The following is a 14946-nucleotide window of genomic DNA, read 5'->3' as shown; positions in this document are numbered from 1 at the left end:
CTTGGTTATCCAAGTGAATAATACTTGCCAATACCGTCTAATAACATTTGGATAGAAATCATTATTAAGATCATACCCATTAACCTTTCAATAGCGGTTAATCCTCTTTCACCTAATAGTTTATGTAGATTGCTAGAGAGCATTAAAATGGTTGCTGAAGCTAACCATGCTGCTCCCAGCGCCATGGACCAATCAAACATACGGCTATGGTCTTGATTGGCTAATAATATAAGTGCCGCAAGTACCGAAGGTCCGGCTACCATAGGTATGGCCAAAGGCACAATAAAAGGCTCTTCGCCTGGGGTTAATCCTGTTACGCCACCTGGTTGTGGGAAAATCATTTTAATACCGATTAAGAACAGAATAATCCCTCCAGCAATACTGACGCTTTCCTGACGAACGTTTAAAAAGTCTAATACAACTTGGCCGCTAAATAAAAAAGTGAACATGATTATTAATGAGAATACTAGTTCTCTTGCCAGTACCAACCTTCTTCGCTTAGGTTCAATGGTCTTTAGAACAGACATAAATACAGGCAAATTACCGAGAGGATCCATTATCAAAAATAAGGTGATAGCCGCTGACCAAGTGTCCATAGGATTTCTCTAAAATTTTGTGGTTTTTCGGTAGTTTATAACATCTTACACTTTTGGCCTAAAAATAGTTTTAATTTCAATAACTTGATGATTTAATAGCCGAGTGTGAAAAGTGTTCAAACAACTTGTACACATTTTAATAGATGGCGACTTTAACTAGCAATATTTAAGCTTTGCGCTTTACTAATAGTCATCAAAATGAAAATAAAAGATAAGAGGTATATCCGATGAGCCTGATGACTGTAGAGCAAGTAGCCGAGTTTCTAGGTGTTCAGAATGTGCGTATAGAAAGACTAGAAAGAGAAAGTTTACTACCTGCTGCAGAAAAAGATGCTGATGGAAACCCATTGTTTGAAAAAGAGGCGGTAGAAAAATATAAGGTACTTGCTGAGCGATTAGGAGGCTTGTAAGTTACTTTAAAATCGAAAAGGCGACTTTGACAACAGATTTCGCCTTTTCGATACTATGTTTTACCTTAAGGTTACTCTTCTAACAATGCTCGAGCTATGGTTCTAATTCCTTGAGCTGTCGCACCTACTGGCATTTGTGCTGTTCCACTAGCATTGTATGCCGCTGCTAAATCAATATGTACCCAACCGCTGCCTTGTTCATTTACAAACCTAGATAAGAAACCTGCCGCATTGGATGCGCCGCCTCCGCCGCCTCCTTTTTGAGCTTTACTATTTGCAGTATCTGCAAATGCAGATGGGCATTTATATTGATGCCATTTTTCTAATGGTAAACACCAAGAAGGTTCGAATTCTTGCTCTGAATAGTCCAATACTCTTTGTTGTAGTGCTTTATCTAGTGCGAACAAGGCGTTGTAATCTTCTCCTAATGCAACACAAGCTGCACCCGTAAGAGTCGCGGCGTCGATAATAAGCTTAGCACCTGTCTCGGTTGCGGCCATTAAGCCATCGGCTAATACTAATCGTCCTTCAGCATCGGTATTCACTACCTCAACTGTTGTGCCGTTTTTGTAGGTGATTACATCACCCAATTTATATGCATGCCCACTAATCAGATTTTCAGCGCAACACAAAAATAACTTCACTCGTTTATTAAGTCCGCGCATCATGGCAAGGCCAAGAGCACCAGTGACGGTGGCCGCTCCACCCATATCACACTTCATACTTAACATGCCTTCACTACTTTTAATACTATAGCCACCACTATCAAAGGTAATACCTTTTCCTACAAGGCAGGCTGAAACAGGGGCGCTGTCATCACCAGTGGGGTTATAGTCAATTTCAATTAATACTGGCGGACGAGTGCTTCCACGACCTACATGATAAATGCCCATCCAATTTTGGTTTTTGAGTTCTTCACCAACCCATCTTTTGCTGCTGATATGTTTGTCGTCAATTGAAGTGAGCCATTCTTCACAAGTATCTGCAAGTAATACTGGTGATAAATCTTCAGGAGTGGCATTGGTAACATTGCGAGTAAAAATCATGGCCTGATAGCGATGTGATAACTCGACTGCGTTATCATCGTTACACCATTGAATATGGTACTGTTTGGTCGTTGTGGTAAAGCTTTGAGCGAACGCCCATTGCTGCTCAATTTGCCATTCTCCTACTAATTCAACGCTCACTACACCTAAGCCTTCTAAACTACGGGCTGCTTTTTGGATGCTACTTAAATTGTTTTCAGGTGAGACTAGGTGAATTTGTGCAGTTTGGCCATTAACAGACAATAAAGTACCAGCTGAATAATAATCCGCCGGCGCTTGTGTGGTAATAGAAACAGATAAACGAGACATAACTACTCCATCTAAAGAAAGGTGGTTAGAATAGCATGACGTCTTTAACCGAACATCTTTTTAAGTGGTAACTATGCAGTTCTCTTCGACTTTAATTCAAGGCACTTTGGTCAAGCGATATAAACGATTTCTAGCAGATGTGCAATTACCAGACGGTTCAATCGTAATAGCACATTGTCCAAATACAGGTGCAATGACGGGGTGTGCTGAATCCGGTTGGAAAGTCTGGCTGTCGCCCAGCAATAACCCAAAACGTAAATTATTATATACTTGGGAGGTAGTATTAACAGACCGAGATCATTGGATCGGAATTAACACCCTTAAGGCCAATTCTGTAGTAAAAGAAGCGTTATTAGAGAGCAAAATTTCTGAATTGAGTGAATATAAATCCTTACAAGCTGAAGTGAAGTTTGGTGAGGAAAACAGTCGTATTGATTTTTTGCTTACGGATCCTGAAAAAGAAGAGTGTTTTGTTGAAGTTAAATCTGTCACTTTGTTAGAAAACGATAGGGGCTACTTTCCTGATGCAAAAACTCAGCGTGGTCAAAAACACTTGCGTGAACTTAGTCTGATTGCCAAGGAAGGTAAACGAGCGGTACTACTTTTCTGTGTGCAACATACTGGTATTCAGTCAGTACAAGTAGCAAGTCACATTGACCCTGACTACGCTAAGGAGTTAAAGCAAGCAATGCTTAGTGGAGTGCAAATTTTATGTTACGGTTGTGAGATTAGTCCAGAAAAAATCTATATAAATCAACCTTTGCCGTTTATTTCATGAAATAGATATTGATTTTTTCTTGAAGACCTCCATATTGCCTAGCTACAAAATTGTTTTTCACTGTAACGGAGAATGTTAAGAGCAAGTAATTGCCAGTGTTACGGCTTTCTGATATACATAGCCGCCGGCACAAACAGCTCATGCCGTAGTTTAGGAGAATTGGCAAATGCCAACAGCAAAAACGAATAAAACACTTGGATTATTAGCACTAGCGGGTTTGACTCCTTATGAGGAGAAAAAATCTGAAGAGTACATGAACGAAAATCAACTGGAGCATTTTCGTTTGTTATTGAAAGCTTGGCGTGATCAGCTTCGTGAAGAAGTAGACCGTACTGTGCATCATATGCAAGATGAAGCGGCTAATTTTCCGGATCCCGTCGATCGTGCGGCTCAAGAAGAAGAATTTAGTCTTGAGTTACGTACTCGCGATAGAGAACGTAAATTAATCAAAAAGATCGAAAAAACTCTGAAACGTATTGATGAAGACGATTTTGGTTTTTGTGACGCATGTGGCATTGAAATTGGTGTGCGCCGCTTAGAAGCTAGACCTACAGCTGACATGTGTATTGATTGTAAGACCATGGCAGAAATTAAGGAAAAACAGCTTCAGGGCTAAGTTTACCAGCTATCCCAAGTGGCGCTTTTTAATTAGCTACTTGGGATGATACCTTTGGTTTTCTGACCATTGTACTCGTATATCCTCATATGAAGATTACTTCAGCAAACACTGGCTATATTGGCCGATTCGCACCTTCGCCATCTGGCCCTTTGCATTTTGGTTCTTTGGTTACGGCGCTAGGTAGCTTTTTACAAGCAAAAAGCAATAAGGGGCAGTGGCTACTTAGAATTGAAGATATTGATCCACCTCGTGAAATGGTCGGTGCCAGTGATTCAATTATGCGTTGTCTTGAAAGCCACAATTTGTTTTGGGACGGAGAAGTAGTTTTCCAAAGTGAAAGGAGCGACTTATACGACCACAAAATCCAATATTTAGCAGAGCAAGGTTTTACATTTCGTTGTCATTGCACGCGCGCTCAGTTAGCTGGCCTAAAACTTGGTCAAATATGTGCTTGCGCCCAACAGAATCTCAGCTCAGAAGATGCCGCAATACGTTTTAATCATCACAGAGTTCATCAACACTTTTATGATGAGTTATTGGGAAATGTTGAATTTCCAATGCAAAATATAGCGTCACAATTCACCATAAAACGTAAAGATGCACTATTTGCCTATCAATTAGCTGTGGTGGTTGATGACATCCATCAAGGGATTACCGAAGTGGCAAGAGGGGCGGATTTACTCGAAGCGACGTTCATGCAACTTGCCTTATATGATGCATTTGCTAGCCTAGCTCCGAAGTTTTTACATTTTCCGGTTGTGGTTACAGAGCCTGGTAAAAAACTCAGCAAACAAAATCATGCGGCTGAAGTAGATAACAACAAAGTTGGAGTCAACTTAACTCATGCTCTAGGGTTTCTTGGCTTACCTGTTACTAATGAGCTGCAACGGGAATCTGCCAACAATATCTTGAATTGGGCAATTGATGAATGGAATTTGGACAAAATACCCGCTAAAACAGAGTGTATTGACAATAGAATTGGGCAAGCAGACAGTATATGATTAGCGCCGAATTTTTCTGCCTAAATAGGCGATGTATAAAAGTATCTCAAGTCCAAACAAGGAGCACAGCATATTATTTCTCGCGTAATTGACAAAGTCAGGAGCGCTCTGCGCACTAAATCCTCAGACAAGCCCGCTACACTTGTTGCGACTGTCATTCCCCGTGCGGAGCATTCTGTCTCTCGAAATTCAATGAGTGAAAACGCGCTCAAGGTTCTTTATCGGCTGCACAATAGTGGATATCAAGCCTATTTAGTAGGTGGCTGTGTACGCGATGCACTGTTGGGCAAAGAGCCTAAAGACTTTGATGTGACTACTGACGCGACTCCAGAACAAATTAAGGGGCTATTTCGTAACTGCCGTTTGATTGGTCGCAGATTTAGGTTAGCGCATATTGTGTTTGGACGAGAAATTATTGAAGTCGCCACCTTTCGTGGCCATCACGACAGCAGTGATGAAGGTGAGTCAAAAATTAGTAAACAAAGTGACCATGGACAATTATTGCGCGATAACGTTTTCGGAACAATCGAAGAAGATGCGCAGCGCCGAGATTTTACGATCAACGCTATGTATTACAATATTGCTGACCATTCAATCAGTGATTTCGCTGGTGGTATGCAAGCGATTAAAGATAAAAGTATTACCTTAATCGGCGATCCTGAAACCCGTTATCGAGAAGATCCTGTCAGAATGCTAAGAGCCGTAAGGTTTGCGGCCAAACTTAATATGCACATCAGTGACGAAAGTGCTGAGCCTATCAAACGTTTAGCGCCATTAATGGCAAATATTCCTCCGGCGAGATTGTTTGAAGAAATACTGAAGTTGTTATTGTCTGGACAAGGCTTAGCGACTTATAAGTTGCTACAAGAATTTCATCTATTTGAACAGTTGTTCCCACAATTAGCTCCTCTGCTATTACAATCCGGCAACCGTGAAAATCAATTTGTAGAGCAAGTACTTACAAACACGGATAATCGTATTAATACTGGGCAACGAGTCACTCCAGCTTTTATTTTTGCTGCTTTCATGTGGTATCCGTTAGAGGAACGTTGCCAACAATTAATGGTTGAGGGTGGTCTGAACCATTTTGACGCCTTTAACCTTGCTTTAAATGATGTGATGCATCGCCAAATTCAACGCATCATGATCCCCAAACGTTTTAGCGGTCCTATTCGAGAAATTTGGCAACTACAAAATCGCTTACCAAAACGTTATGGCCGCAGAGCCTATCAAATGCTTGAGCATCCAAAATTTAGAGCCGCATATGATTTCTTGTTATTGCGTGGTGAAATTGAGGGCGGAGATTTATTAGAGTTAGCACAGTGGTGGACAACTTTCCAAGAGGCAAGTGAAGGGCAACGTAAAAAAATGTTAGAAGCCCTGCGAGAAAAGGAAGGTGCGCCTGCTCGACGCCCTAGACGTCATCGTAAGAAACCAAAACCCAAAGCATGATCCCCGTTTATATCGGCTTAGGGAGTAACCTAGGCCAGTCACAAAAACAAATTCAAGCTGCCTGTAAGGACTTGACTGAGCTATCAGAAACTAAGTTAATTAAATGCTCTAGTTTGTTTCAAAGCCTACCAATGGGGCCCCAAAATCAACCCAATTACGTGAATGCAGTGGTGTTAATTGAAACCAAACTGTCTGCGGATCGCCTATTGCTACAAACTCAAAAAATAGAGACTCAACACGGGCGTATTCGAAAGTCTGATAGATGGGGACCGAGAACCTTAGATTTGGATATTCTATTGTATGGGCAACAACAGCTTAATGAAGTCAACCTCACCATTCCTCACATAGGTATGAAGCAAAGAGAATTTGTGCTTTACCCACTTTTCGAGATTGCACCAGAATTAATTTTACCCTGTGGTGAAAAATTATCCGATTTGGTCCGTGCATGCCCCAAAAATGGGTTACAAATAATGTCAGAACCAGTACTAATCTAGAAATTAAGAAAAATTCCAGTATAGTGCGCCTACCATGGGCATGGCGCCTAAGCAGTAAATAGTATTTTTGTTGGCAACAAAAATTTGGAGCATATCTAATGAAAAAAGTAACGACTTCAACCTTGCTAAAAATGAAGCAAGAGAATACTAAAATCACTGCTTTAACTGCATACGATGCGAGTTTTGCAAAATTGTTTGACGAACAAGGTATCGAGGTATTGTTGATTGGTGATTCACTTGGAATGGTTTTAAAAGGAGATGACGACACATTGAGTGTTACCCTTGAAGAAGTTTCCTATCACACCCGATCTGTTAAAAAGGGGGTCGAACGAGCCTTTGTTGTAGCAGATATGCCTTTTATGTCTTATTCAACTCCTGAAGAGGCCTATTTGAACGCTGCGCAGCTTATGCGAGCAGGTGCGAGTATGGTTAAGCTTGAGGGAGGCAGTTGGTTATTGGATACCATCAAAGGATTAACCGAACGCAGTGTCCCAGTGTGTGGTCATTTAGGCCTCACCCCACAATCAGTGCATGTTTTTGGTGGATTTAAGGTGCAAGGGCGCGATGATCTGCAAGCTGAGAATATTCTAGAGCAAGCAAAGCAACTTGAACAAGCCGGCATACAATTATTGGTGCTAGAGTGTATTCCCTCTGACTTGGCCGATAAGATATCTCAAAGTCTTAGTATCCCAGTAATAGGTATCGGTGCTGGAGCACAAACTGACGGTCAAATTCTAGTCATGCATGATATGTTTGGAATAAGTGCTAACTATATGCCCAAGTTTTCCAAAAATTATCTGCAGCATAGCAATGACATGCGCGAAGCCGTGAGTCAGTATATTCAGGAAGTGCAAGACGGGAGATTCCCTTCTGATGAGCACAGTTTCAACTAGCGCGTCACTTTGGATTATCGCTAGCAATTAAATATCAAAGTAAACAAATAACTATGCAATTAATTAAAGAAATTACACAGCTACGTGAAATAAGAAGAACTTGGCAAAATAGTTCTAAGGTGATTGCTTTTGTCCCTACTATGGGAAATTTGCATAAAGGGCATTTAAATCTTGTACGCGAAGCCAAAAAGAAAGCGGATATAGTTGTGGTATCTATTTTCGTGAATCCTTTGCAATTTGGTCCAGATGAAGATTTAGATGCTTATCCTAGAACCTTAGAAAACGATAAATACTTATTGGAAGACTTAGGGGTAGACGCACTTTTTATGCCCACTACTGATGACATTTATGCGAGAGGATTAGAGCAACAGACTTTTGTTGAAGTGCCAGGTTTGTCTTATATGATTTGTGGTGCAAGTCGACCAGGTCATTTTCGCGGCGTAGCAACTATAGTCTGTAAACTATTTAATATGGTACAGCCCAACTTGGCGTTTTTTGGTGAAAAGGACTTTCAGCAATTACAAGTGATCAAAGCCATGGTTACGGATTTATCTATGAACCTTAAGGTGTTTGGCGTGACTACCACCCGTGAGGATGATGGTTTAGCCATGAGTTCTCGGAATCACTATTTGACTGATAAAGAACGTAAGTTAGCGCCCACTCTCTTTGCTAAAATGAATGAGCTTGCCGATGAAATTCAAGCTGGCCGTCGAGATTTTTCTAAGTTAACTTATGATTATAAAATACAATTGGCGGATGCTGGGTTTAACCCCGACTACTTAGAAATTCGCAATACTGAAAACTTGCTACAACCTGGCCATGAAGATCAGCATTTAGTGTTGTTGGCCGCGGCGTTTTTAGGTAAAACTCGGTTAATTGATAACTTACAAATTAAGTTATGACACCCGTTCAATGAGTTAATTTATTGAACTGCTACAAGCCAACCTAGTTGGCTTTTTTGTGTGTTGAACAAAGTGTTTTCCAAGTGTCCGTGTTATTGGCGATGGTTATTTGCTCGTCTAAGATCTTTTGTAAGTCGGTTTCTGTGGTGAGAGGATTTGCCAATACTACCCTAAATACTGTTATCGCTTGTTCAGGATATTTTTCAGTCTGTAATCGCGTTCTCGAAACAAAAGATTTACCTGCTTCCCTTTGTTGTTTTTGCACAGCCACAGTTAAATTGTCCAGCTGAATATTGATGGCGTGGGTAAGTTGTGGCTGTGATTTCATTTTTGTCTGAACTTCTTGAGGGTTTAACCTGTAAGTCAGCAAAGCTAAGGTAGGAGAGGTAACAAGTTCAAAATCAGGGTGGGATTGGATCATACGCGCATAAATTTTAGCTTTTTCTATACTTTGATTGATAAGCAGTTCGTAACCTTGACGACCGAATATATGCAACGAAGCATATACCATCATCGCCATACCATTTCTTGAGCCTTCTAAGGTAGTCGCGCCTAAATCTTTTGAACCCGCGCGCAATATGTATTGAGCGTGGTGACGCACTGCGTTGCTGTCATTGGGATCTTTGAACAATACCATGCCTGCTCCCATTGGCACGTACATCTGTTTATGGGCATCTAAGGTAACAGAATCGGCCTTTTCTATGCCTTTAAGTAAGCGGTGATATTCACGAGAAAATAACGTTGCGCCACCCCATGCGGCATCTACATGAAAGTGGCAACCGAGTTCTGTTGCTACATCGGCTAATTCATCTAGAGGGTCTATGTGCCCAGTTTCTGTTGTTCCGGCTATACCTACAATGGCTAACACTTTGTTGTTATCCTGCTGATATTGTTTTCCCATTGCTAAGGCTTTTTCAGGTGACAAACGTTGCGATGGGCAGTCGATTGTCAGCATGTTTTGCCGGCCTAAACCTATTAAATCAACTGCTTTTGACAAGGAATAGTGGCCACGCTTAGAAGAAATAATCGCCATATTTTTGTAGCCATAGTGCATCATTCCCGCCACTAAGCCTTCTTGGGCTACGCCTTTAAATTCAGCGCTAGCAGGTAGCGCCTTGTTTCTCGCTACCCACAACGCCGTGATATTCGCTATTGTCCCACCAGAGCAAAACGCTCCCAAAGCGTGGTTTGCATTGTGCAAATAGGTCCGATAAAAATCTGGGGATTCTTTATAGACCAATTCATGCATCATTCCTAAGACCTGACGTTCCAATGGTGTAAAGGCTTTAGATGTCTCGATTTTTACTAAATTCTGGTTTAGCCCTACTAGTAGTTTTGCTAGTGGCAGATGGAAATAAGGGAGCGCCGAGGTCATATGACCAATAAAGCTAGGAGAATAGGTGTTGACCGAGTTAGCAACCAACTTATCTAGAAGGTCTTCTGCATGTTTAGAGACAAACTCTGGCGATTCAGGAACCGAATACTCTGCGAAACTTTTTTCAATTTGCTCTAAAGAATTTACCTTTGCCACCACATGCTGTGACAGAAAATCTGATAGGTTGTCAGACAGGTGTTGTTCAATCTGCGCGAGTTTAGAATCTTTGCCTTCAGGCATAGTAAATACCCGATACAAATGCTCTAAACTGACTTCGGCTCCACTCACTATTGTAACCTTAACTGAAAACTTCGAAGTCGCGCACTTTACCTTAATTAATGCTTTAGACCAATAGCCTAACCCTGCATTTTAGTGCGCTAAATGGGTATTATCTGGCAATTGTTAATTTGTTGTTATATTGTCAGTAGTAATAGACATAAAGGTGTGCTTTTGTATGCAAGTTACTGAAGTAACAGATAGTTTTAACCTCGACAATGTAGTGCCGTTTTTTCAGCCAATTATGGATTTAAACAATAATGTGGTCTGGAGTTATGAATGTTTGGCTCGTTTGTTAACTATTGACCACAATCCGTATTTGCCCACCGAGTTTTTATTTTTGGTTGAAAGGCAGCAATCAGTCGCCCAACTCACGCAAACAGTGTTTAGTCGCAGTGCCAGTTATTTTAGAGATATCAACATGGCATGGAACATCAATCTAAGTTTGTCAGATATGACCGACACAAATACCTTGAGTTTTCTTCAGTCCCAATTAACAGACTACCCAAACCCAAAACGTATTTCGATAGAAATAACCGCGCAAAATGCGTTATTAGAAAACGCGAAGTTTAGTCGTTTTTGTGAAATTTGCGACGCCTTGGGTGTTAACATTGTTATTGATAACTTTGAGCAACAAGAGTGTGACTTACAGGCAATTTTAACTTTGCCTATCTCCGCCATAAAAGTATCGGCCGAACTATTTGATAAAACTGGTAGTGATATAGTGATAGCAGATTTTGTTAAAAGCTTAATCAGTGCTGCAACCGCTAATAATATAGCCGTGATTGCGGAGCGAGTTGAACAGAAAACAACACTCGAAATCGTCAAAAATTTGGGGGTTAAATATGCGCAAGGGTTTTATTTTAGTCAACCTAAAGCAAACACTAATTAGACACTCTAGGTTCTTAGACTTATAAATCGGCTAGTAATCGCCAACTTTTTTGACCACTTTGCCAATATTTACGCTCAAATGGTGTCATGGCGCTGTCGCTTTCATATTGTTCAAGGAGGCTGTTGATTTTGGCAATATTCAAAGCTTCAGAAAACTCTTGGATATAAAGTTGCCAGTTACTTCTTACTTCAAGTCTTCCTCCTAAACTCACTATATCTTTTAAGGCTGAAGTGGCGTACCAACGACGTTGCAAATGTGCTGATTTAGGGTAAGGATTGGGATATAGCAAATAATGTTTACTAAGCTTTTTTTTATGGGTTACTAACAATCTTAAAAAGTCATTAAGATCTGCTCGTAAAATAAGATAGTTTTTTAAATCACTCGCGTAGGCCTGATGTTTGTCGGTACGCAACGCTGATTTATCAATGCCGATCACTTTAGAATTTGGATGTGTTTTAGCAATATTTACAGTGCTTTCACCCACACCACAACAAGAGTCTAAAATCAGATCTCCGTGCCAATCCCCAAGCCAATCAATGGCGAGTTGAAAAGCCTGTTGAGTATGCTCAGATAAAGGTTTTTGACTGACACTAGTTAGTTGCCGAGACACAACTTTATGCAAGTTCTGATGAAGACCTAACTGGTTAGTACTAATAGTACGAGATTTCTGCTGCATAGTGTTAACTGCGAATACCTACACCACGGTTAATCAACGAATAAGCCCATGCGAGCAACACCGCGTTAAAACCTACCAATATACTTAGAGATAAGTAAAAACTAATATCTGATACTCCAAGAAACCCATACCTAAAACCACTGACCATATAAATAATGGGATTAATTTTACTTACCCATTGCCAAAACTCTGGTAATAGACTTAGCGAATAGAACACACCACCCAAGTAGGTTAAAGGCGTTAAAATAAAAGTAGGTACAATACTCACATCGTCAAAAGAATTAGCGAGAATCCCATTAATAAGGCCAGCGGTAGAGAATAAAATCGCGGTTAACAGTAGGGTGATTAGAATGATCAGCACATTGTGGATATGTATATCAACAAAAAACAATGAAACTATGGTTACGATAATGCCAACCAACATGCCTCTAGCAACGCCTCCACCTACGTAACCGGCAATAATGATCCAGTTAGACACGGGAGCTACCAACACTTCTTCTATGTTTCGTTGATATTTAGCACTGTAGAAGGAAGAAGATACATTGGCATACGCATTGGTGATCACCGCCATCATTATTAAGCCAGGGACTATAAACTCCATATAACTGAAGCCGCCCATATTGCCTATTCTACTGCCAATTAAATTACCAAAAATGACAAAATACAATGACATAGTAATAGCTGGAGGAAGCAGTGTTTGGATCCAAATTCTTATAAATCGTAGGCATTCTTTGCGCCACATAGTGGTAAGAGCCACCATAGCGAGGTTATTCATGAGTGTCTCCTGTCACTTTGTCAGTGGTTGTATTATCACTGGTTGAAGCTCTTCCAGATTCGACCATTCTCACGAATAGCTCTTCCAATCGATTAGATTTATTGCGCATACTCAACACTTGTATCTCTTTTTTCGTTAATTGCTCAAATACCGAATTGAGCCCTGCCTCTTTGGGCACATCAACCTCTAGGGTATGCTCATCGATTAAACGACTTTCAAAACCATCTAAGCTAATGGCACTGACGTTTCTAGATAAATCCAATACAAAGGTTTCAATATTTAATGTGGCCAGCAGTGCTTTCATGCTGGTATTTCTGACAATGACCCCTTTATCAATTATCGCAATATTACGACACAACATTTCAGCCTCTTCAAGATAATGAGTGGTCAAAATAATGGTTACGCCTTGCTGGTTTATTTCTTGTAAAAACGACCACATAGAGCGGCGAATTTCTATGTCTACCCCTGCAGTTGGCTCGTCGAGGATAAGCATTCGAGGTTCATGCATAAGCGCTCTTGCTATCATCAGCCTTCTTTTCATACCTCCAGAAAGTTGTCTAGCAGGTGTGTCGCGCTTGTCCCAAAGATCAAGTTGCTTGAGGTATTTTTCGGCTCTGGGCTTTGCCACTTTTTTAGGGACCCCGTAATAGCCTGCTTGATTCAGCATAATCTGGATGAGAGGTTCGAATTGATTAAAATTAAACTCTTGTGGTACTAGCCCAATACAGGATTTTGCCTCAACTGGCTGGGTGGCTAAGGAGTATTCAAATATATTAACATCGCCATGGGTCTTATTTACCAGTGAACTGACAATCCCAATAGTCGTTGATTTACCCGCACCATTTGGACCAAGTAAAGCAAAAAAATCTCCTTGTTTTACTTCTAAATCAATACCTCTCAGGGCTTGAGTGCCCCCTTGATAGGTTTTAGTTAATCCTTTGATACTCAGTGCGTTCATATTGGCTGCCAGCTTATGTTTGAATCGAAATGCGATATATCTATGCATGTTAAAAATCGAGTGTATTCATACCGAATACTGGGGACTAACGTTCGCAAACGTTGGTTTATGTAAACCAGAAAAGAGTCACCAGGGAGCCCATGATATTGTGTCTACTGCTGTTAATTCAAGGTTATGTGTGAATTGTTTTGATGTAGTTCGTTGAATAGAGCGACTGCAGAAGCCCAGTGATATGCATTGCAGCTAGTGGTATTTACGAAATGGGGGGCAATATATGGGGATTGAAAATACAAAAGGGCAAAATGCCCTTTTGTAGCAAATTACAGACTATCCTACTCACATTCGTCAGGATCTTGATCTAACTTCTTCTTACTGGCTCGACATGCTTCTTCCAATTTTTTAGCTGCATCAGTTTTCAATTCAGCGGCTTTCTCCTTAGAAGTATCCATAGCATCAGAGGCTTTTTCTGCTGCTGCATCGTAAGCATCACCTGCTTTTTCTTTGGCTTCATCATAAGCCTCGATTGTGCTCTCTTTGGCGTCTTCAGCCATATCTGCTGCGCTATCAGCGAGTTCAGACGCTTCCTTTTTCGTTTTTTCGTATAACTCAGCGGATTTTTCTTTTGCTTGAGTAACCATTTCTTTGGCTTCTGATTCAGCTTCGTCAACTGATTCTTTTTGCGTATCTGTACATGCTATTAGTCCCAAGCTCATTAACGCAAATGCCATTGTTTGGGTAGTTTTTAATATTGTCATCTTGATTCCTTGTTTTATTTGTAATAAATAGTTTTTGTTTAATGCACGCCTAGCGAATTTCGTTCCACATTTTTAATTCGTTGATAATTAGGGCGTTTCTACAGGTTACTCTATTTGACGTAAAAAGAGTCGCTAAATATGTCTTTTATTAACGACAGTTTGCCACTAAATTGCTGTAGCTTTAACAATATACCTGTGAGTGGGGTTAGGTAACAAGCTATCAAATGGGTAACAAGTGATCAGCGTTAAGCTCGGTTGTTCATCATCAAATGTGTCGTTGCTAATGTTGCTGTGCAAATATTCCAACTGTGTTTGCAAGGCAACTCGCAACATAGTGACTTGGTATCTTTGACTTGAGTGTTTATTTTTCACCTCGATCACATCCCCTTTCTGTAGCATTTTTAGACTACTAAATTGGGTATCGCGATGACCCACGATTACACTGTTTCCTTTTTCTCCTGGTTCAGGGGTCGAACTAACGTGGGCGGGAGCAAAAGCTAAATTCCTACCACTCGCTCCGGCTAAGACATACCATTTTTGATCCTTAATGGTGAGTTCGGCGACAGGGGAAGTATCTGCCCATGGCCAAGGTTTGTGCTCCTGCGATGAGAGAAGATTTTTGTGCCACGCGTTAGCGATCAAATATTGTGCTAACTCTGCCTTGGCAAAAATATATAACCCTCCAGAGAATTGATATATGCCTAGTAACAAAAACACAGTTATCCATTTATGTGTTGAA

General features: G+C 40.7%; 17 protein-coding genes. 9 read left to right on the top strand and 8 right to left on the bottom strand.

The window, feature by feature from the left end:
- Positions 1–5 precede the first annotated feature (5 nt).
- Positions 6–596, bottom strand: coding sequence for a YhgN family NAAT transporter (locus KO534_RS15895; protein ID WP_215930764.1), 591 nt, complete (start codon positions 594–596; stop codon positions 6–8).
- A gap of 227 nt (positions 597–823) precedes the next feature.
- Between KO534_RS15895 and KO534_RS15890 the strand changes: the two genes are divergently transcribed.
- Entirely contained in the window at positions 824–1006 is a 183-nt protein-coding gene (locus KO534_RS15890; protein WP_215930762.1) for a helix-turn-helix domain-containing protein, read from the top strand.
- Between the two features lie 71 nt (positions 1007–1077).
- On the opposite strand, the gene pepB is transcribed toward KO534_RS15890, so the two are convergent.
- Positions 1078–2361, bottom strand: a complete 1284-nt coding sequence (gene pepB, locus KO534_RS15885; protein WP_215930760.1) for an aminopeptidase PepB — start codon at positions 2359–2361, stop codon at positions 1078–1080.
- Positions 2362–2434: 73 nt separating this feature from the next.
- Here pepB and sfsA point away from each other — a divergent pair, with 73 nt between their 5' ends.
- The 7 genes from sfsA (at position 2435) to panC (ending at position 8500) form a co-directional block, all read left to right on the top strand.
- Positions 2435–3139 carry a DNA/RNA nuclease SfsA gene (gene sfsA / locus KO534_RS15880; protein WP_215930758.1) on the top strand — a complete coding sequence of 235 codons (705 nt, stop codon included), beginning with the start codon at positions 2435–2437 and terminating at the stop codon, positions 3137–3139.
- A gap of 166 nt (positions 3140–3305) precedes the next feature.
- Positions 3306–3755, top strand: coding sequence for an RNA polymerase-binding protein DksA (gene dksA / locus KO534_RS15875; RefSeq protein ID WP_215930756.1), 450 nt, complete (start codon positions 3306–3308; stop codon positions 3753–3755).
- Between the two features lie 89 nt (positions 3756–3844).
- Entirely contained in the window at positions 3845–4759 is a 915-nt protein-coding gene (gluQRS, locus tag KO534_RS15870) for a tRNA glutamyl-Q(34) synthetase GluQRS (RefSeq protein WP_215930754.1), read from the top strand.
- Between the two features lie 156 nt (positions 4760–4915).
- Positions 4916–6211 (top strand): polynucleotide adenylyltransferase PcnB, encoded by a 1296-nt coding sequence (gene pcnB, locus KO534_RS15865; protein ID WP_215931244.1) that lies wholly within the window; start codon positions 4916–4918, stop codon positions 6209–6211.
- Positions 6208–6705 (top strand): 2-amino-4-hydroxy-6-hydroxymethyldihydropteridine diphosphokinase, encoded by a 498-nt coding sequence (gene folK, locus KO534_RS15860; RefSeq protein WP_215930752.1) that lies wholly within the window; start codon positions 6208–6210, stop codon positions 6703–6705. Before pcnB ends, folK begins: the two co-directional genes overlap by 4 nt.
- A gap of 98 nt (positions 6706–6803) precedes the next feature.
- On the top strand, positions 6804–7598 hold the full coding sequence (panB, locus tag KO534_RS15855; RefSeq protein WP_215930750.1) for a 3-methyl-2-oxobutanoate hydroxymethyltransferase: 795 nt from the start codon (positions 6804–6806) through the stop codon (positions 7596–7598).
- Positions 7599–7651: 53 nt separating this feature from the next.
- The gene (gene panC / locus KO534_RS15850; protein WP_215930748.1) at positions 7652–8500 is read left to right on the top strand and encodes a pantoate--beta-alanine ligase; all 849 of its coding nucleotides are present in this window, start codon (positions 7652–7654) and stop codon (positions 8498–8500) included.
- A gap of 43 nt (positions 8501–8543) precedes the next feature.
- Here the strand turns inward: panC and panP are convergent, their stop codons facing one another.
- Positions 8544–10163 carry a pyridoxal-dependent aspartate 1-decarboxylase PanP gene (gene panP, locus KO534_RS15845; RefSeq protein WP_215930746.1) on the bottom strand — a complete coding sequence of 540 codons (1620 nt, stop codon included), beginning with the start codon at positions 10161–10163 and terminating at the stop codon, positions 8544–8546.
- Between the two features lie 166 nt (positions 10164–10329).
- On the opposite strand from panP, the gene KO534_RS15840 reads away from it, so the two are divergent.
- Positions 10330–11043 carry an EAL domain-containing protein gene (locus KO534_RS15840; protein ID WP_215930744.1) on the top strand — a complete coding sequence of 238 codons (714 nt, stop codon included), beginning with the start codon at positions 10330–10332 and terminating at the stop codon, positions 11041–11043.
- Positions 11044–11062: 19 nt separating this feature from the next.
- Here the strand turns inward: KO534_RS15840 and trmB are convergent, their stop codons facing one another.
- From trmB to KO534_RS15815, 5 genes are all read right to left on the bottom strand, one after another.
- Positions 11063–11719 (bottom strand): tRNA (guanine(46)-N(7))-methyltransferase TrmB, encoded by a 657-nt coding sequence (gene trmB / locus KO534_RS15835; RefSeq protein ID WP_215930742.1) that lies wholly within the window; start codon positions 11717–11719, stop codon positions 11063–11065.
- A gap of 4 nt (positions 11720–11723) precedes the next feature.
- On the bottom strand, positions 11724–12494 hold the full coding sequence (locus KO534_RS15830; RefSeq protein ID WP_215930740.1) for an ABC transporter permease: 771 nt from the start codon (positions 12492–12494) through the stop codon (positions 11724–11726).
- Positions 12487–13452, bottom strand: a complete 966-nt coding sequence (locus KO534_RS15825) for an ABC transporter ATP-binding protein (protein WP_215930738.1) — start codon at positions 13450–13452, stop codon at positions 12487–12489. Before KO534_RS15825 ends, KO534_RS15830 begins: the two co-directional genes overlap by 8 nt.
- A 332-nt stretch (positions 13453–13784) precedes the next feature.
- Entirely contained in the window at positions 13785–14207 is a 423-nt protein-coding gene (locus KO534_RS15820; RefSeq protein WP_215930736.1) for a hypothetical protein, read from the bottom strand.
- Between the two features lie 165 nt (positions 14208–14372).
- Entirely contained in the window at positions 14373–14924 is a 552-nt protein-coding gene (locus tag KO534_RS15815) for a class GN sortase (RefSeq protein WP_215930734.1), read from the bottom strand.
- Between the last annotated feature and the right edge of the window lie 22 nt (positions 14925–14946).

Source organism: Paraglaciecola arctica, assembly GCF_018861065.1.
Lineage (GTDB): Bacteria > Pseudomonadota > Gammaproteobacteria > Enterobacterales > Alteromonadaceae > Paraglaciecola > Paraglaciecola arctica_B.
The sequence above is the reverse complement of the archived record's forward strand: the minus strand, read 5'-3'. Positions and strand labels throughout refer to the sequence as shown.

Coding starts and splice junctions, on each gene's coding strand:
- folK (WP_215930752.1), top strand. CDS start 6,208: ATGATCCCCGTTTATATCGGCTTAGGGAGTAACCTAGGCCAGTCACAA.
- KO534_RS15895 (WP_215930764.1), bottom strand. CDS start 596: ATGGACACTTGGTCAGCGGCTATCACCTTATTTTTGATAATGGATCCT.
- KO534_RS15820 (WP_215930736.1), bottom strand. CDS start 14,207: ATGACAATATTAAAAACTACCCAAACAATGGCATTTGCGTTAATGAGC.
- gluQRS (WP_215930754.1), top strand. CDS start 3,845: ATGAAGATTACTTCAGCAAACACTGGCTATATTGGCCGATTCGCACCT.
- KO534_RS15825 (WP_215930738.1), bottom strand. CDS start 13,452: ATGAACGCACTGAGTATCAAAGGATTAACTAAAACCTATCAAGGGGGC.
- KO534_RS15830 (WP_215930740.1), bottom strand. CDS start 12,494: ATGAATAACCTCGCTATGGTGGCTCTTACCACTATGTGGCGCAAAGAA.
- panC (WP_215930748.1), top strand. CDS start 7,652: ATGCAATTAATTAAAGAAATTACACAGCTACGTGAAATAAGAAGAACT.
- pepB (WP_215930760.1), bottom strand. CDS start 2,361: ATGTCTCGTTTATCTGTTTCTATTACCACACAAGCGCCGGCGGATTAT.
- KO534_RS15890 (WP_215930762.1), top strand. CDS start 824: ATGAGCCTGATGACTGTAGAGCAAGTAGCCGAGTTTCTAGGTGTTCAG.
- panB (WP_215930750.1), top strand. CDS start 6,804: ATGAAAAAAGTAACGACTTCAACCTTGCTAAAAATGAAGCAAGAGAAT.
- KO534_RS15840 (WP_215930744.1), top strand. CDS start 10,330: ATGCAAGTTACTGAAGTAACAGATAGTTTTAACCTCGACAATGTAGTG.
- trmB (WP_215930742.1), bottom strand. CDS start 11,719: ATGCAGCAGAAATCTCGTACTATTAGTACTAACCAGTTAGGTCTTCAT.
- sfsA (WP_215930758.1), top strand. CDS start 2,435: ATGCAGTTCTCTTCGACTTTAATTCAAGGCACTTTGGTCAAGCGATAT.
- dksA (WP_215930756.1), top strand. CDS start 3,306: ATGCCAACAGCAAAAACGAATAAAACACTTGGATTATTAGCACTAGCG.